Source organism: Halobacteriovorax marinus SJ (genome assembly GCF_000210915.2).
Classification (GTDB): Bacteria; Bdellovibrionota; Bacteriovoracia; order Bacteriovoracales; family Bacteriovoracaceae; genus Halobacteriovorax; species Halobacteriovorax marinus.
In genome coordinates this window covers 425198-443494 of sequence record NC_016620.1, presented here as the reverse complement: position 1 = coordinate 443494, position 18297 = coordinate 425198, and the positions used below count along the sequence as shown (strand labels likewise).

Here is an 18297-nt window from a genome sequence, read left to right as displayed (position 1 = left end):
CTGAATATTATTGTTAGAGGTCTTATTACGACAATTTGCGCTATAGGGCCAGTGAATTGAAAAATATTCAATAACTTAAACTCACTGGCAAAGCCTTAACTAACTGATATCTTTATACTAAATTAAATGTCTTCAGCACAAAAGCAAAGACCATCGCCTCTTCTTTTAAGTATTCAAACCTACCGCTAGCCCCGCCATGGCCAGCATCCATATTAGTATAGAAATGCACCTCAGAATTTCCTATATTTCTATCGCGAATTCTCTCCACCCACTTAGCCGGTTCCCAATAAGTTACTCTCGGGTCATTAAGTCCCGCTGTGGCCAAGATATTTGGGTAATGAACCTCTGCTAGATTATCGTATGGAGAATAAGACTTTATATAGTCATAATACTCCCTATCTTCTGGATTTCCCCATTCCTTATACTCTAGTTCAGTGAGAGGTAAGTCTTTATCCAACATAGTTGTGAGAACATCTACAAAAGGAACTTGAGCTACGATTGTCTTATAGAGATCTGGTGCGAGATTAGTGATGGCCCCCATTAAAAGTCCTCCAGCACTTCCTCCCATTGCAAAGACATTTCCTCTACTCGAGTAACCAAGCTGGCATAGCGACTCTGTACAGTCTACGAAATCAAAGAATGTGTTCTTCTTTTTTAGAAATTTCCCATCTTCATACCAAGGGCGGCCAAGAGTTGAGCTTCCTCTCGGATGAATGATAGCGAAGTTAAAACCTCTTTCAATCAAAGAGAGATAATCGTCTCTAAAGCCAGGCTCTATACTATAACCATAAGATCCGTAGCCGTAGACAAAGAGCGGCGACTTCCCATCGAGTTCAACTCCCTTTCTTCTTATTACGGAAACTGGAACCTCGCTCTTATCTCTAACTGAAATAGAGAGCCTCTCCACAATATAATCTTCGCTCTTGAAGTTTGGAATCTCTTGCACCTTTAGAGTTTCAATATTTTTCGTATGAATATCATACTCAATTACAGACCACGGTGTATTGAGCGCAGAATAGCTCATTCTAAATTTTGAAGTATCGTATTCAAAGTTATCATCCTCTGAAACAGAGTAGGCCTTTTGAGGAAAGTCTATTGAATCTACTTTCCCACTATCATGATGAATAACTTGAAACTTTTTAAGACCATTCTCTCTAAGAGTTAGAACGGCGAAGTCTTTGAATGATTCATAATTTAATAAGTACTGCTCATCACTTCCAGCAATAACTTCTTCCCAGTTGTCTTTAGAGCATTTATCAACAGGACACTTTACTAGTCTAAAATTTTGGTGCTCGTCATTAGTGAGAATAAAGAACTCTCCATTATAATGATCCACATCGTATTCGTAATTCTCAGCTCTCTTTGAAACTAGAGACACAGCTGCTTTTGGAGCATTAGCGCTTATATAGGAGTACTCACTAGAAATACTTCCTGCACTTATAAAGAAAATAAATTCTTTATCATTAGATTTAGAGCAATGAACAAAGTACTCTCCACTTTCTTCTGTGTAGAGAATAGTATCCTCTGAAGGTGTCGTAGTCAGCTTGTGTAATCTTACTTCATAAGGTCTAAGTTTATCGTTTAAAACATTATAACAAAGGTGCTCACTATCGTTGAACCAGCATATTGAACTATACACATTGTCTATCACCTCATCATATAGAGAGTCTTTCTCTAGATCTTTGATATAGAGTTTATAAACTTCATCGCCTTCCTCATCAATAGTATAGGCCATCAGCTTATTATTTGGAGAGATACTATAGGCACCAATATCTAAGTACTCTTTTCCTTCGGCCAACTTATTTCCATCGAGAAGAATTTCCTCTTTGCCATTGATGCCAAGCTTACGACAGTAAATAGGATACTCACCGCCAGCAATATAGCGATTGTAATAGAAGTATTCCCCATCCTTTGCAGGAACAGTCTCGTCGACTTCCTTCTTTCTTCCTCTCATTTCTTTATAGAGCTCTTCTTGAAGAGTGGACGTATCACTTAGAAATGTTGAAAGTTGATCATTATTTGAGTTTAGAAACTGGCGAACATCTCCATCTGATTCTAGATTTCTCATCCAGTAATATTCGTCAACTCTTGTCTCCCCATGAGAAGTGAGTTCATGGTTTATTTTCTTAGTCATAACTACATCCGCTGTTTTTTAAGTATAGGCTCAAAATAGCACGGAGTTTATAACAACAAAATGATGATTTAAGAGTAAAGTCTTTGAAATGGGGATTTATTTAATGGTCAGGAAATTGGTTGCGGGAGCAGGATTCGAACCTGCGGCCTTCGGGTTATGAGCCCGACGAGCTACCTGACTGCTCCATCCCGCGGTAAATTATTGAAAGTAGGAACTTTCGAAAGTGAAGTCATAATAGGATAGATAACTTCTTTTGTCCACCATTAATCTTGATAAGAAAAAAAGTATTTTGCTCCAGCTTAAAATACTAAAAATATTAGTGGAAGTGGCGATGAGTATATTAGATACACCTAGAACCCGGGAAAAGAAGGATTATTTATGAGCGGTGCAACTTCAAAAGGCGAAAAACTCTTTATAGAAATAGATGCAAGTGAATTAACACAATCACAAATTAGATTAATCAAATCAGTCAATATGATGCTTCAGCATGTTTTAGTCACTGATGATGAAGAAGAGTTTTTTACGGGAAGTGCAGAGTTTATGAGAATGTGCGCATCGATTATCAAGAAAGCACACTTTGCTGAAGATCTAAAAGGAATCAACGAAATCCCTTACGCTCAACAAGCACTAGAGTATTCTATGGATATTCTTCAAGATCATATCTCTAGTTCTTCTGTTGTTACATACGACAATTAATTTTAAAAAGTATATAGAACTTCTGGGCCCTACTATTTAGTAGGGCCTTTTTTATTCCGATAAATAAGTATGAAGAAAATCATTTTTATATTCTCGCTTATTCTCTCCTATTCACTTCAAGCAAAGAGCTTAAAGTGCGAGGACATTAAGGAAAGGGAAATACAAGTAAACCCACAGACATCGGTTAAGGTACAGACAATAAACGGTATCTGCTCATTTTCTGTTGAAACGTCCAAAGCAACACGAAAGTTTAACTACTCTACAAAGAAATATACCGCCACAAGAGAGTGGATTTTTCAATCAGAAGGAAAGATTTTAGTTCATGGAAGCTATGGATCAGGGCCAACGGATAGCTCGGCGACTTCCTATAAAGGTTACCAACTCTTTCCAAAATCACATGCTTTAGAGATTCACCTAACTCAAGAAGGAAGCTTCTCTATCACCCTTGCAAACGGTAGTCGAATTCACTTTAAAGAAAGTGGAGAAATAGATACGAATAGAACAAGGGACTTGAAAATTAAAGATCTTCCTATCCGGATTCCTGATATCCCAAAGGAAAAGTCGGAACTAAAATACGAGGAGATTGATCATCTTAGTTATGGAGATCCAAGAAAGTCTGCAATAAGAATCTATCATCGCCAGCTCTATTCAAGAGAAACTTCAAGATCAATTGGTCTTGAAGTGACAAAAGGAATGTATATTCCCCTGGGTATTGAAATGGGAAAAGTGCCCGGCAACAGTACCAAAGCAAGCTATACTCTTTTTGGAAAAGATGACGAGAAATTATGCAATCAAAAGATGCCAGCGCATTACTTCTTTAACTATCTTGTAAAATGCTCCATGCGAAGTCCTAATAAGAGATGCCCATGTAAGCTAAACGAAGAAGAGGCCAGCGCCCAATTCAAAGAGAACGATAGAATTGAGAAAGAAATTCGTGCACTTAAGTGGAAACTTAGAACGGCAAGAGAACATGAAGCCGAGCAATTAAGAAGTGAGATTAAGAAACTAGAGGGGCAATATAGGCCTAAACTTTATAGTGAAATCTACTTCACTTGTAGCTTAGATAAGGACAATGCCAACGCCTTTATAGCTGGAAAGAAAATTAGCAGAGATAACCGAGAAGTAGAAGGGGTCTCCGTTAAAGAGTCTAGCGATATTCTTAACGGTTTAATAAATTCTAATAAGTGTAGTAGATTGAAGAAGAGATATAGTGACTGTGTTGATTGTTTTGAAAAAGATATTTTAAATAACGATCAATTCCAAAAGCAGAATGATCTCATTGAAAAAGTTATTGAAGCACTCTAAGTAAGTGCTTCAATAAGACTCTTTTAATCTACAATAACTGCGTGAGGAGCTTTGTAGTTTTGCATTGCTTTTTTCTGTTCACGAAGTGCCTTTTTCTTCTTACGAGCGAAGTGCGCCTCATCTCTAGCTGCAAGAGAAGCAGCTCTTTCTTCTTCTTTCTCTCTCTTGCGTCTTTCGTCTAAGTCTTTAACAGATTTAAAATAAGTTTCTTTTCTGTATTTAATCCAGGCTTCGTCATCTGCCGCTGTACCTGGTTGAACACCTTTCTTCTTTAGATTTACAGTTTTCTTTGAAGAAACCCAAGCCTTTACACTCTCTAGTTTTCTTCCGTCTTCCGAAAGACCTATTAAGCTTAGTAATTGCTTCTTATTAATATATCTAAATTTACCAGGAGCAATACCTTCAACAGTTAAGCCTTCAATAGCAACACGCTTAAGCTTATCAACAGTTAGGCCACAGGCTTCACAGATCTTTCTAATTTCTCTGTTTCGTCCCTCACCTAATCTAAACTCAACCCAAGTCTTATTTGGTAATTGCTTAATCACTCTTACAGATAGTGGTTTTACAAAACCTTCTTCAAGCTGAACACCTGCACGAAGCTTCTTAAGAATTGTTTCAGTTACAGAACCAAAGACCTTTACTTCATAAACTTTTGTAATATTGAAACTTGGGTGCATTACCATATTGGCAACTTCACCATCGTTAGTAAGAAGCAGTAACCCCTCAGAGAGGTAATCGAGTCTACCTACTGGATAAATTCTTTCAGCAACTTCCTTACAAAGGTCCATCACTGTCTTTCTTCCCTCTGGATCTTCAACAGTCGTAACATAACCTCTTGGTTTATTCATAACGAGATAAACCTTATCCACACTTCCTAAGTCAGCAATTTGCCCATCTACAATTACAGCATCAATATCAGGATTTACCTTAGTACCAAGTACTCTAATCGTTTCACCATTAACTTTTACACGACCTTGAACAATAAGCTCTTCCGCTTTTCTTCTAGAAGTGATTCCGCAATCAGCGATAAATTTTTGTAATCTTAATTCAGACATTTTGATCTCCTAATCTGCCATCTCGGCCGTTTAAGATTAATATAAAGAAAAAGGGCCCTTAGGACCCTTATTTAAAGTTTGGGGCAATCTACTATCACCCCATACCTAAGTCAATATTGTGAGAAATTTATTCGCGCTCACTCTCTGACGAATCATTTAAGAAACCAAGATCTAGATCTAGGTCCTTAGCTTTTTCAGAGATCATTGAAGTTAAGCTATCAATATCACTTGCCTTCTCTTCAACATTTGCTTCACTCTCTTCAAAGTCAGTATCATCTAGACTAGAGCCAGTCAGATTTGCAAAGGCAGCGTCTAGAGCAGCCGCTAAAGAGGCCACTTCATCTTTATTCTCATCAAAAAGAGCTGCTGCAGTCTGTTCTGCTTGCTCTTTTACTGGCGACTCAGGAGTTGAAACGGCCTCTACTAGTTCTTCAAGTACTTCAGCGACTGAATCTTCCGGCTCATCAGCAGGAAGAATCGGAAGACCTGTGGCCTCTGAGATCTCTTTAATTTCTTCTTCGCTCATTTCAATATCAACGAGCATATCGTAGTCATCATCTAATTCAACAATTTCGTCAGGATCAGCTACGCTTCCATCATCCTCTAAATCATCTGTGATCACTTCACCAGTATCGAGATCAATCATCTGGAAGTCATCTTCCTCTTCATCAATCATTTCTGGCATATTAAAAGGACCAGCAGTTAGATCTTTGATCACCTGTGGGTCAGTAATAGCAGTAAAGACTTCCGAAGCTAATGAGTCTTCGTTAGCATTTGTAACAAGTCTATTATCTAAGTGTTCTTCTAGAAGATCGAATGCAGATTTAACCACTTCACCTTCTTCAGTTCTTCTCTTCTTTTCTTCAAGCTTTAATGATCTTGTAAACTCTGTTTCAGAGTCAATACTCTTAATTCTCTCAGAAAGAGCATCTAATTCATCGATTTCATCAAAAGAGAATCTTGTCTTATCTCCATGGTGAACGATAGTCTTAATATCCGAGATCTTACCAATCTCTTGTTGACTCATTTCTTCTAATTCATGCTCAGGAGGAAGTTGGTCTAAATTAGCAAGGTTGAAAACCTCTAAGAACTCTGCAGTCGTACCATAGAGAACAGGTCTTCCCGCCTCATTTGATCTTCCCGTAACTCTTACGAGTCTCTTATCCATCAGTCCTCTCACAATGTGAGAAGAATCAACACCTCTAATTTTTTCAACTTCAATTTTAGAAACTGGCTGCTTGTAAGCGATGATGGCCAAGACTTCAAGTGCAGTAGGAGAAAGAACAAGTGAATTTACTTTAAATAAATCCTGAACATACTTAGAGTAAGTTGCCTTTGTTCTAAACTGATATCCCTCAGCTACTTCCTGTAATCTAATACCGTGATGCTTTAATTCATATTCAGATTGAAGTCTCTCAAGTGAAGAGTGTACAACTCTTAAAGGGAGATCTTCATCAATAACATTTCTAATTTTTGCGAGAGGAACTGGCTTATCGCTCATGAAAATAATTGTTTCAATGGCACCACAAAGAGTTTCAAAATTTAAACCCGTTCTAGCTTGCCAGAGCTTATCTTCTTGCTCTTCATCAAGCTCTTCAACAACTTCTTGCTCTCCAGCTTCAGTGGACTCTTCACTACTCATCTCAAGACTTGGATACTCAAGATCTGATTCGCTTGGAAAAATAGGCTCCATTTCCTCAGTCTCAATCTCACTTGCCGACATTTCGATCAACTCATCTTCTATGACAATATTCTCAATTTGATTTAGAATTTCATCATTAATGATTTCTGTTTCGTTCATTTCGTCCATATTTCTCTCTCAAATATTATTGAAGAATTGCTTCTTCACTTACCTTCTCAGGCTGTGCATTCAGGTTAATCTCTTCTGAAATCTCAACACCATTTTCAGCGATCGTGTTGGCGATCTCATCACTTATGGCCTTTTCGGCCAACTCGTCTTCGTCCTCAAAACCATCTGCTTGAGTAACATCAAAGTCTTCCAGAGACTTTACAACGTCGACATAAATATTACCTAAGTCTTCATTTTGGAAAACTTCAAGTCTTTGTAGTCTTGCTAGTTCTAGTAGAGAGATGAAAGTGATAACTTTATTATCTAAATTCTCCCCACCATCATTATTTAAGAGATCTACTAATGTTGTTTTCTGACCAACACTTAAGTGCTTCTTTAAGAAAACAAGCTTCTCTTTAATTGATAGCCTATCTCTTTTAACAACTGTGTACTTTCTCTTTTCTCTAAAGAGGAAGTCCATCATTGCGAGAGTTAATTTATCTAATTCCATTGGAGTTAAAATTGAATTCACAATGGCCTTTCTATTTACTTTTGGCTTAACAAAAATATCTTCATTTTGCCTTGGTAATCCCCACAGCTTCTCCCCCATTTTCTGGAAGTGCTGTAATTCCTCTAATCTTCTAATTAACTCGGCTTGAGAAGTAATATTTAAACCTTCTCCTTCACCTAATTGATCCTTTAATCTCTCTTGCTCTTCTTCAGTGATGCAGTTCTTTGACTTTAGCAGAAGTAGTGTTGCCGCAAGATAGAGATAGTCCCCAGCGACATCAAAATTGAGCTCTCTCATCTCGGCAATATAACCAAGGTACTGGCTCGTGATCTTAGTTAAATCTAAGTCTTTTACACTCATCTCTTCTTTTTGAACGAGTAAAAGAAGTAGACCAAGTGGTCCATCAAAATTATCTGTTTTAACCTGAATAGTTGTATCCAGCATCAAATACTCCGTTCGCTAGTTGAGTAGCATAAAAAATAATCCCGTAATCAAATCAGACAAGGCAAAGACTGGTCTTAAGAGATACGAGAAAATATTTGTCGTCCACAGTAAAATAAAGAAAATGAATGTGAAGCGCTGTAGCTCTTCATATTTTCTTGCAGCATTGTAATCTAAGTAGGCCATAACCATTTTTGATCCATCTAAAGGTGGAAATGGTATGAGATTAAAGACTGCTAAAACTAAGTTTATAAGAATCGAGTACCTTAACATTTGCACAAGAGCCTCTTTGAAAGAGATCGTCTCAGGCATTTTTAAAGTTATGAGTACAAAGAGAAATGAACTCAAGATTGAGATTATGATATTTGCCCCAGGTCCAGCAAAGGCAACCCAGAAAGATCCCATTCTATACTTTTTAAAACGTGCTGGATTCACAGGAACTGGCTTGGCCCAACCAAAAGGAGTCATACCAAAGAACATTAATCCGAGTGGAAATATTACCGTTCCCATGATGTCAGCATGAGAAGCAGGATTTAGAGTTAGTCGACCGTAACGCTCGGGAGTATCGTCGCCAAATTTTGTGGCAACAAAAGCATGGGCGTATTCATGAAATACGACTCCAATTAAAAATCCCGGCAGGCACGTCGCGAGTGTGTGTAAAAAGTTGTTTATGTCCGCCATAGTTCTATATTCATATCATTTTGCACACTGAGTAGCAATGAATCAGCGTCCCCATTGGCATAAAAATATGGTCGTAAAATGGCCAAAAGACGCTATGCGTAAAACATTTTATCCGCTAACTTATCAGATTTGCGTATGGGGTTATAATAGAGACATGGAAAACACAAAGCATCGGAAAGTTCAGGTTGTAGTAATTGGAGGCGAAGAACTTAATCAATTACTTTTATTGCAAACCAAAAAAGATAGAGATGAACATTGGCAAAATGTCACAGGCTCTGTTGATGAAGGTGAAACTTTTTATAGCGCGGCCCAAAGGGAATTAGAAGAAGAGACAGGGATTCAAAGTGAGTTAATTGAATTAAACCTTCAATTTGAGTTTCGCGATAGATGGGGAAAAGATGTTATTGAAAAAGTCTTTCTAGCTAAAGTTGAAGAGAGTGTAGAAGTAAAAATATCAGAAGAAGAACATCAAGACTTCAAATGGGTTTACTTAAATGATTTAACGAAAGAGAGCTTTGGATTTGAAAGTAATTGGAAATCATATACTACAGCGAGAGATTGGATTGAAGACAATAATTAGTATTTTTATTATGGCCTTATCAATAAGCAATACCTTCGCCAATGATATTGTCATTGTTGAGCCTTCCACTGATGTGCTCGATCAGTTCCTAGACGAAGATATAAGCTTTCAAAATCTAGATTCACTTTCTGATGTTCTCAATATCGATAACCAAAAATATAAAAAGTACAAACCGAAGGAATTTATCAGACAAAGTCCTACGACTCCTAAGAAGCTCTACGCAGTTTTAAAAAAAGAGTCACACCTTCACTCTCTTGAAAGTGAAAAGGTCATTTCTAACCCTGAAAAAATCTATGTTAACGCTAGAGAGGTCTACTACGGTGGGAAGTGGTCATATATTTATAACAAAGATAATAAGGAAAAATATAAAACGCTTACTAAAAATCTTGTATTCATCGAAGAAGTGATTAAGCTTCGTCCAACAATACCAGGCAATGAGACTTACCCTATGCAAAGTAAGTACAATATTGTTGATAGCAATATTCCTTTTGAATTTCATATTCTCTATCGCAATGAAAGTACTAACTATTCATCGTTTAATATTCTTACGGACGATAGTTTAGAAACAGCGGCTTCAAATTCACTGAGTCTAAAAGGATATTTCAACTCTCTTCTTCCAATTGATATTGGTTTCGTCTTTGATTTTCAAACCGGAAAAGCAGAGGGTGAAAGTGACTCTGTTACTTGGAAATCTTTTTCTATTGGACCAACAATTAAATATGACTTTTACAAGACAGGAAACTTTACTTTTAATACACAGTTTGCAGTGAAGAAATCACTATTCTTTAGTGCAACCTCCTCTGAAAGTGAAGCGAACTTTTCGAGTCTCTCGTGGCAAGCAGGACTTGAGTCTGTATACCATACGAAGTACGGCAATATCTCTCTAGGATTTGATAGATCATTTATTCGAACATCTACAAAAGGTGAACTACCTGGTCAGTCGAGTTTCTCAAATGAAAAAGAAACGATGGCCCAAAACGCTTTCACAATAGGATACCAATATACATGGATGCTTTAAAACTCTTACTTTGTTTTCTCATTAGTTTTAATATCTTTGCACTTGAGGCTCAAGTCATCGTTCTTGAAGCTCCACTACTTAGTGAGCCAGCACTAAAATCTAAAGTTTTACAGAGAGTAAGAAAAGGAAAGAATCTCTATATTCACAATCAAGGAATTGTTAGAAGTCCTTGGGAGATGAATTACAATGTTAACTCAAATGGAATTGCAATTGATGAACCTAGGGAAGAGGTTGAATTTTTAAAAACATTTACTCGCAGTGGGAAAGTCGCCTGGATTCCTAAGAAGTATGTAAAGGTCATTTACAATGATGCGAGAGAATCAGAATTAAAAATGAATCCTTACGCCAAGTATGATCCTACTGACTACAGAATTGAAGAGCCACTAGAGGAAGGTTACCCACTTGTTGTACAGGATAAAGCGCGAGCAGCTATTTCGTTTGGTATTGGGCCGGCAAGTAAATCAGGATTTAACTATGGCTCTAATGTTCTAGAGGAGAATATTGGAAACCGTTACTCATTCGTTACAACTTATACTAAGAAAGTTGATTTCGATTCATTTGATCGTTTTTACTTTGGAGGGCTCTTACAAATCCATGGCCAAAGAAGTTTATATTTCATTACTAACGATAGAACGTCTCAAGAGACACATGGTGAAATTGGAATTGGTCCTTATATTTCTTACGATGTGTATAGAACAGAAGATAGATCGCTAACAACTTATGGTGCATTTACTTACAATCTTCATCGCTACACAGTTGAGCAGGCCACAAGAGATGAGAACTTTGAAGAGAGATTATTTAGTGGTTACTCCCTAACTCCTAAGCTTGGACTCTCTTACAATATTCGAGATATTATTCCCGAGAGTAAAGTGGACTTTGTTTTTGGTGCAGAGACAAACTTTAACCTTCCCTACTCTTTAAAAACTAAAACACCAGGGGAGATCGAAGAGTTTTGGAATAATTCAGATCAAGTAGACTTTGGTTTTTCAGCAACTTTTAGTCTCTACTTAGGGATTGTTGCCAACTACTAAAACCGAGCTTTCCGCTCCCTTATTTTATTTATTAATTGTCAATATTTTCGACAACTTAAGAGTGAAAAAATGTCTAAAGTTTTAACACTCCTAGGCGATAAGTTATATAGAAACACTAAGAGACTCAGGATGAGAATCTTCACTAGCCAGCATGGAGGCACTATATGACTACTCAAAACACACAAGCACAATCAGAAGTTCTATTTCAAAAAGTTGGTAACACTTGGTACGTTTTCACTGAAGTGAATGAAGAAGTAATCTATTCTGCTATGCCTGAGGGTATGGATCCAAGAGAAACAAAGCTTGAGCTTTATGAGATCATCGAAGACCATATGGACAAAGTTGTTCAGTACTATAATAAGTCTAAAAGAAACCCTGAAATTGCGGCATAAGCTTTGTAATGGGAATCAAGAAATTGCAAAATCTATTTACAAATAAAAAGGTTAAGGAGCAGAAGAAGCCTGCCCTTAGCCTTGCTAAGCCAGAGAGTAAATCAAATACCTCTACTCCGAACTCAGACTCTGCTAAAGATAAAGCAGAGATTGAAGCCTACATAAAATCTATTAATTCAAAATTAAAAGAACCTGACATGGCCAAGAAGGCTGCGCAGATATTAGAGAATTGGACAAAGAAGAACTAACACTTCGTGCCTTAATAACTCTATAGCTCTTAGAAAAAAACGCTGTTATACTCCATTTTATATACCTTTATCATAGGATTAAAAAATGGAAATTTCATTCTACGACTTTCAAAATTTACATAACGAAGAATTCAGAAAAGAGATCAAAGAAATCATTGGTGAGATCATTGATAATAATGCATTTGCCGAAGGTGAATATAATCACAAATTTGAAAAAGACTTTGCCAAAATGCAAGGTGCTAACTACTGCGCGCTAGTTGGAAATGGAACAGATGCAATCGAGATTTCTCTCGAGGTTTTAGGCATTGGTCACGGAGATAAAGTGGGTGTTCCTGGCATCACTTTCTACGCGACGATTGAAGCTATATTAAATAGAGGAGCCACTCCTGTTTATATTGATATAAACCCTGAAGACGGACTTATTTGTCCGGAGTCTACTAAGAGAATGGTAGAGGCCCACGACCTTAAGGCGATTATTCCTGTTCACATCTACGGACTTCCTGCTCCAATCGCAGAGCTTGAAGCTGTTTGTAACCCGAAGGGTGTTAAGATAATCGAAGACTCAGCACAAGCACAAGGTACATTCCTACCATCTGGGCCAGTTGGTTCAACTAATAATATGTCTACTTTTTCATTCTACCCTACTAAGAACTTAGCGGCCTTTGGTGATGCAGGAGCTGTTCTTGTTCCAAGCGAAGAGCTATACAAGAAAATTAAAACAATTGGAAACCATGGAAGAGGCGACGATGCCATGTATGGAAGAAACTCTAGATGCGACCATATTCAAGCAGCAGTTCTCTATAAGAAACTTGAAAAAATCGAAGAGTACAATAAGTCGAGAAAAGAAGTAGCGACACTTTACCATCAAAACCTTGAAGGTTCTAAAGTCAAAACTCTACCTACAAAGTATTTACAGACATCTTCTTGGCACCTCTACCCTGTTCAGTGTGAGAGCGCTGAAGTGAGAGAAAGCCTTGCGAATCTACTTTCAGAAAAAGGTGTATCAACAACTCCATTCTATGCTGAGGCCTTGAGTGAGATGACTCCTTTTAAAGGTCATGAGGGTGAAGATGAAAAAGCGAAGGCTTTTGCTGGTAGAACTCTTTGCTTACCAATAAGTGCTTTTACGACAAAAGAGCAGATAGAATATATCTGTAATATTATAAAATCAGTTTAATTCAATTTGGGCCAAAGTCTTTTGGCCCTTTTTCTTTCCCTTAACTAACTCCTGATACTTTCCCTTAGACTTAAGCTTTTCAATTCCTTGATCTAATAATAGGGCTAACTTTTTAGATGTTTCCTTCTCTTTTGAAAATGCAAGAAAGACTTTTAATTTAAAGTGAACTGCACCTTTTTTAATTTTATCTTCTAAGTTTAGTCTCTTGATATGAAAGTTTGCACTCCCATCCGCTAGAATACCTACATTAACTCTATCTCTTAGGATTAATTTTAATATTTGCTCTTGAGTATTAACTCTCGTTTCAACATAGCTCTCTTTCTTGCTCTCGAAATCATCACCATATTGATATCCTCTCATCAAGGCGACCTTGTCCCCAGACTTAAGACCTTTTTTATACGGACGATTACTAAGGTGATAGTAAGAAGCTGTTGTCTCTAGAATTGGCTGTTGTCCAAAAATAAACTCTTCATGGGTACTCTTGTCCTTGGTGACATTATAGCAACCATCTAACTCTCCCCTCTTTGTCATCTCCATAATTCGCGAATAAGGAAAGACGTGAAGCTTCACTTTCACACCAACTTCTTTAAACGCCTCAATGACAATATCAGAAGAAATCCCTTCACCATCTTCATTTGCATACGGAGGCCACGAGTTTTCGACGCCAATATTAACTTCCATCCCAAAAGTTAAGAAGTTAAAGAAAAAAGTAAACAAGATTAATATTCTTCTCATATCAACAGTATATCCCCTTGCGCCAAGTAAATAACATATCTTGAAAATGATTTTCCAGTCTTTTTATGCGTTCTTTAACATATCAATAACTTAAAGCGTAAAATTCAACCTTTAGAACTATCCCCTCCCTATTTTGAAGCGCCAACTTCTCTTGGCCATGGATCAGCTGCAGGGTGACTAATCTTTTTACACCCCTTGAAAACCTTTCACCAAACCACAAACGCCTCTCATTTTTTCCTACAATGGAAGCAATATTAATTTAAATAGAGACTGCTATGAAGAAACGAAACCTTTTATTCGCACTTCCCCTTGTTGCAACCATTCAGGCAAATGCCCTTGCTAATCCCTCCATATACTTATGGGATAATCAAGAAGGCTTTGTTCCTGCGGCAAATTGTAAAATTTCACCCTCAGAGAATACTCCGTTTAGAGTGAGCAGCTTTACTGGCTGGAAGAGTAGCGAAACGGAAAACTTAAGAAACTATAATGGTATTAGGCAGTCCCACTTAATTAATGGATCTATCGTTAAAACGATTGATGGTAAGAAGAAGAATAACTACGAAAAGATTGAAGTCGTAGGAGTTAATAAAAATACTGATGCAAGAGTTAATAGATGGTTCTCTCAACGTCTTGACCAGGGTTACCTCTACTCCAAATCAGTTCTTCCAATTGAAGACTATGTCATTGAAGTAGAGAATACAAACTTCCCACAAGAGCAGAAGAATATACTTTCAAATCATAATTCAACTTATTGGTTAGCTGAAGCGAGTGGCAGTTACTACAAGCTAAATTGCCCAGGAAAGAATGAAGGCAGAGACTATACTCTCTTTAGAGTTTATAACACCTTAAATGAAAACGAAGCTCCAAGCTCATTTGTTGGAGTTTACTTTGATGAATCTAAAATCTTTAAAGATATCCGTACAACACCTATCTCGAAAATAGGTGTTGAGTTAGTTGATACAGAAACAACTTACGACTTAGAAGAAATTCTATCTAACGAAGAAAATCAATTCATAGAAAATGACAATCTTCTAACAAGTACTGAAGAATTTAAAATTGAAGTTGCTAAGAATGAAGAAATCGAAAGAAGAAATACTATTACCAATAAAGACTCATCTATAATTAGCAAGGGAACTCCTGAGGGAGATATCCAGGGAACCTTTGAAGACGTTGTCTGCGTTCCAAGCAATACATTGAACGTTAGAGATGAAAGCTTAGAGAAAGTTATCTTTAAATCCCAGACGGGAGAGAAAGTAAAAAGATTTCAATCTTTTGAACCTGAAGAAAAAGAAATTACTCTCGATGGTGTTGTTTACAATTTTATCAAAGTTCAATTTTCTAGTAGAGAAGAAAAAGATCAAACGATTGGTTGGGTTGCAAGTAAGTACATTAAGAAGAAATCTCAATGTAAGTATTTAAGAAGCGAAGAGGATATTAACGTTATTAGAGACGTCGAAATCTCCGGACTAGACGATCCAAAGTGTTGTGAATTCCCAACAGTTAAGGCCCCTACTCATAGTTATACTTCGGGAATGAGAATGTTTAAAGCAAGAAGAGGTGGAGGTTCTAGATCTCACGCAGCTTGTGACTTATACAGATACAAAGATGAGCCTATCCTTTCAGTGGCCCCTGGTGTGGTAGTAAGAGACCTCTACTACTTCTACCAAGGAACTTATGCTCTAGAGGTAAGACATAGTGGCGGTTTCATAGTGAGATATGGTGAGCTCACAGGGAAAAAAGAAAGTGGCGTTTCCAGTGGAAAAAAGGTTAAAATGGGTCAAAGAGTTGGTTACATGGGCAAAGTAAATTCTAATTGCTGTCGTCCAATGCTTCACTTTGAATTATTTGACGGTTCCGGACGAGGTTCACTATCTCAAAAAGGAAATAAGTTTCAAAGAAGAAGTGACTTGATGGATCCAACTCATTATTTACAAAAATGGGAATCTGGAAAGTTTTAATGAAGAAAATTACATTCGGTATAATAATAGTAGGACTGGGCATTTATTTTGCTCAGTCCTTTTTAGGTTCAAAGCATCAAGCAGAAGATCATCAAGACCACAAAGACCATCACGCACATAGCGACGATAACCACTCACATGACAAAGAGAAAACCTCCCCTAAAAATACAAAGAAATTAGAAGCGACTAAGAATACCTCTAGCAAAGCTTCACACCAAGGTCACGATCACGGAAATAGTGACGAGGGCTTCGAAGTAAAGGAAGTTGATATTCCAACTGATTCTGCAGGTCAGTCACTGGTTGAACTCGGAGAAATCGTCTCTGAATTTGGAAGAAGAAATCTCGACGTAGATGCTCTTAAGAGCTCGCTCACTAAGAGTGGACTCGATATTGTTTCAACTAAAGACTCAAACCCCTACACTGGCAGCATGACAGTCCTTAGAACAAATAACTCTCTCCCAGGAACACGCTATTTTCACGCCCAAGTCTTCACTGACGAGGCGGGGAAGCCATTTGTTCAACATATGTCTTTTGAATACAGACCTTCCGCTGACGCATTTGCTGAAGCTGTAGCTGCAGCTAAGAAGACCTTTGGCCTAACTAAGGTTGCAGACGTTCGCAAGGACGGATTCTACTCTTGGAATACCGATGATGGATATATTATCTGGATTAAGAGAATGACTAAAGAAGATTTAAAAGACGATCCATTTAATGCTTATACCGATAAAGATGTTGGAACTATTCGAGTCGCTAAAGAAATTGAAATTCACTAAGCCAAAAAAAAGCTAGGGAGATTCCCTAGCTTCACAATTCATTAATTACAGTATTTTTCTACGGCCTTAAGAGCTTTTCTAAACTCAGATTTTTTTCCAGTATAAGGAACGAAGTCACCATAGTATGAGTGATGAAAAGAAGTCATTCCTTCATCGTAGTGATAAACTTGAGATCGCTGATAGTTAGAGTCTAAAACTAGTAAATCATAGCCACTTGAAGTCTTCTCCATATCAAAAACCAACCAAGCATGTGAGTCGATTCCTTTAATCTGAAGCATTTGATAAGCGATATTTCCTTCTTTCTTTACATATGTATAAAGGTCGTCCATTCGCTCCTTCATTTCTTCTTCATCAACTTCACTAGAACCCCATAGACCTACTGCCCACTGTTGCCTAAGGAAACCATCGCCTTTTTGCCACTTCTCAAGCTCTCTTTGAATCAGATCAGCATGATCATAAGAGAAGTCTCTAATATTATAATATCCACCAATTTCAACAACACTCTTACCTTTCCTGATGGCCTTAATTATCTTTTTAACCTCTTTCTCTGTTGGCTCACTAAGCTCTGGTCTAAAACGAGCAACAACCATAGCATTTCTTTGAAAGCGGCTATGCCACCAACAAACGCCACCATTTATTAGGCCACCTTGATTTCTAAAGGCCAAGAAATTGTCACTATTGGCCACTTGTTTTTGAATTTTATTAGAAGAGTTTCGCTTAGAGCAAAAGGTCGATTTAGATTCTGCAAATACGTTTGATGATGTAAGTGTGCAAAATCCGATAGTGATCGCTAACATTGTCTTTTTCATATAAACTCCTAAATTTTGATTTAGGAATAGATACCACAAACAGACGACACACTGAGTCATTTTATAAAATTTATATACTTACGATAGCTAATTAAGAGATGAAAATGGGGCCTAGATTAACTAAGATTAACATCATAAACGTAACCAACTTCTACTTCATAACTTGCATCAAAACTTCTGAACTTTATTGAGGGAGTTCATCTTGATCTTCGACCCCTTGCGTGCTAGTTAGAAACACTGGAAAATTCAGACATTTTGGGGAATATATGGTCGATCTCACTTATAGCGATGAGTTCAAGTACTCTTCTACAAATCCTTATCACGACAAGCTTGATGACTTTAAAGATTTCGTTTATCGAGATCATGAAGCTGAGGAAATGAAAGGGAAATGGAATAGCGAAGCATTTAAAAGAGAAGCTCCTCTCTATCTAGAAATTGGTAGTGGATATGGTCACTTCATGATGGAGTTTTCCCAAAATAATCCTGACGTAAACTTTGTCGGTCTCGACTATCGATTCAAAAGAAGTTTTTCGTTAGCGAGAAAATTATCAGAGCATCCAACTAAGAATTTCAAATATCTCCGCGGTAAGGGAGAGAGGATTCACTTTTTATTTGAAGAGAATGAATTAGATAGAATCTTTTACTTCTTCCCTGACCCTTGGCCAAAGACAAGACATCAAAAGAAGAGATTATTTCAAGAGCCTTTTCTTAATCAAGCCTACAAAGTTCTTAAGCCCGGTGGTAGAATTTTTATAAAGACTGATCACGATGGTTATGCAGAGTTTATGAAAGAAGTCATGGATAAGAATGAAGATTTCGAAGTTGTAATGTCGACAGCAAATCTAAGAGAAGAGTTACCAGACCACTTTCTTGCTAGCTTTACTACAAAGTTTGAAAAGATCTTTTTAGAAAAAGGTATAAAGATCAAAGCATTTGAACTCGTATCTAAAAAGAAGGATTAAAG

Annotated in this window: 18 protein-coding genes and 1 tRNA gene; 11 read left to right on the top strand and 8 right to left on the bottom strand. The window is 37.3% G+C overall.

The genetic code is table 11. From position 1 onward, the window contains the following. Positions 1-112: 112 nt before the first annotated feature. Together BMS_RS02065 and BMS_RS02060 are read right to left on the bottom strand one after the other, a co-directional pair. Positions 113-2134, bottom strand: a complete 2022-nt coding sequence (locus tag BMS_RS02065) for a S9 family peptidase (protein ID WP_014243128.1) — start codon at positions 2132-2134, stop codon at positions 113-115. A gap of 116 nt (positions 2135-2250) precedes the next feature. After that, positions 2251-2327 (bottom strand) — tRNA-Met (locus BMS_RS02060). 185 nt (positions 2328-2512) lie between these two features. On the opposite strand from BMS_RS02060, the gene BMS_RS02055 reads away from it, so the two are divergent. Both BMS_RS02055 and BMS_RS02050 read left to right on the top strand, forming a co-directional pair. Continuing rightward, positions 2513-2830 carry a hypothetical protein gene (locus BMS_RS02055; RefSeq protein WP_014243127.1) on the top strand — a complete coding sequence of 106 codons (318 nt, stop codon included), beginning with the start codon at positions 2513-2515 and terminating at the stop codon, positions 2828-2830. A 69-nt stretch (positions 2831-2899) separates the two neighbouring features. Continuing rightward, a complete protein-coding gene (locus tag BMS_RS02050) occupies positions 2900-4135 on the top strand; it encodes a hypothetical protein (protein ID WP_014243126.1) in 1236 nt (411 codons plus the stop codon). Between the two features lie 23 nt (positions 4136-4158). Here the strand turns inward: BMS_RS02050 and BMS_RS02045 are convergent, their stop codons facing one another. From BMS_RS02045 to BMS_RS02030, 4 genes are all read right to left on the bottom strand, one after another. Continuing rightward, positions 4159-5190: a pseudouridine synthase gene (locus BMS_RS02045; RefSeq protein WP_014243125.1), complete on the bottom strand. Its 1032-nt coding sequence runs from the start codon at positions 5188-5190 to the stop codon at positions 4159-4161. A gap of 127 nt (positions 5191-5317) precedes the next feature. Further along, positions 5318-7000, bottom strand: coding sequence for an SMC-Scp complex subunit ScpB (gene scpB, locus BMS_RS16600; RefSeq protein WP_014243124.1), 1683 nt, complete (start codon positions 6998-7000; stop codon positions 5318-5320). A 16-nt stretch (positions 7001-7016) separates the two neighbouring features. After that, entirely contained in the window at positions 7017-7934 is a 918-nt protein-coding gene (locus tag BMS_RS02035; RefSeq protein WP_014243123.1) for a segregation and condensation protein A, read from the bottom strand. Positions 7935-7949: 15 nt separating this feature from the next. Then, positions 7950-8612 (bottom strand): site-2 protease family protein, encoded by a 663-nt coding sequence (locus BMS_RS02030; RefSeq protein ID WP_014243122.1) that lies wholly within the window; start codon positions 8610-8612, stop codon positions 7950-7952. Positions 8613-8766: 154 nt separating this feature from the next. Between BMS_RS02030 and BMS_RS16595 the strand changes: the two genes are divergently transcribed. From BMS_RS16595 to BMS_RS02000, 6 genes are all read left to right on the top strand, one after another. Next, positions 8767-9192 (top strand): NUDIX domain-containing protein, encoded by a 426-nt coding sequence (locus tag BMS_RS16595; RefSeq protein WP_052590557.1) that lies wholly within the window; start codon positions 8767-8769, stop codon positions 9190-9192. Beyond that, entirely contained in the window at positions 9176-10210 is a 1035-nt protein-coding gene (locus tag BMS_RS02020) for a hypothetical protein (protein WP_014243120.1), read from the top strand. Before BMS_RS16595 ends, BMS_RS02020 begins: the two co-directional genes overlap by 17 nt. Next, positions 10198-11241 (top strand): hypothetical protein, encoded by a 1044-nt coding sequence (locus BMS_RS02015; protein ID WP_014243119.1) that lies wholly within the window; start codon positions 10198-10200, stop codon positions 11239-11241. The genes BMS_RS02020 and BMS_RS02015 overlap by 13 nt, the downstream gene beginning before the upstream one ends. Before the next feature lie 164 nt (positions 11242-11405). After that, a complete protein-coding gene (locus BMS_RS02010; RefSeq protein WP_014243118.1) occupies positions 11406-11633 on the top strand; it encodes a hypothetical protein in 228 nt (75 codons plus the stop codon). A gap of 23 nt (positions 11634-11656) precedes the next feature. Then, entirely contained in the window at positions 11657-11881 is a 225-nt protein-coding gene (locus BMS_RS02005; RefSeq protein WP_157868220.1) for a hypothetical protein, read from the top strand. Between the two features lie 85 nt (positions 11882-11966). After that, complete coding sequence (locus BMS_RS02000; RefSeq protein ID WP_014243116.1) at positions 11967-13058, top strand: DegT/DnrJ/EryC1/StrS family aminotransferase; 1092 nt, start codon at positions 11967-11969, stop codon at positions 13056-13058. On the opposite strand, the gene BMS_RS01995 is transcribed toward BMS_RS02000, so the two are convergent. Continuing rightward, complete coding sequence (locus tag BMS_RS01995) at positions 13050-13793, bottom strand: substrate-binding periplasmic protein (RefSeq protein WP_014243115.1); 744 nt, start codon at positions 13791-13793, stop codon at positions 13050-13052. The genes BMS_RS02000 and BMS_RS01995 overlap by 9 nt on opposite strands. A 275-nt stretch (positions 13794-14068) precedes the next feature. Between BMS_RS01995 and BMS_RS01990 the strand changes: the two genes are divergently transcribed. Both BMS_RS01990 and BMS_RS01985 read left to right on the top strand, forming a co-directional pair. Further along, positions 14069-15751, top strand: coding sequence for a M23 family metallopeptidase (locus tag BMS_RS01990; protein WP_014243114.1), 1683 nt, complete (start codon positions 14069-14071; stop codon positions 15749-15751). Beyond that, complete coding sequence (locus BMS_RS01985) at positions 15751-16524, top strand: hypothetical protein (RefSeq protein ID WP_157868219.1); 774 nt, start codon at positions 15751-15753, stop codon at positions 16522-16524. Before BMS_RS01990 ends, BMS_RS01985 begins: the two co-directional genes overlap by 1 nt. A 41-nt stretch (positions 16525-16565) precedes the next feature. Here the strand turns inward: BMS_RS01985 and BMS_RS01980 are convergent, their stop codons facing one another. Next, complete coding sequence (locus BMS_RS01980; RefSeq protein WP_052590556.1) at positions 16566-17333, bottom strand: hypothetical protein; 768 nt, start codon at positions 17331-17333, stop codon at positions 16566-16568. A 266-nt stretch (positions 17334-17599) separates the two neighbouring features. Between BMS_RS01980 and trmB the strand changes: the two genes are divergently transcribed. After that, entirely contained in the window at positions 17600-18295 is a 696-nt protein-coding gene (gene trmB, locus BMS_RS01975) for a tRNA (guanosine(46)-N7)-methyltransferase TrmB (protein ID WP_014243111.1), read from the top strand. The last annotated feature ends 2 nt before the right edge of the window (positions 18296-18297 follow it).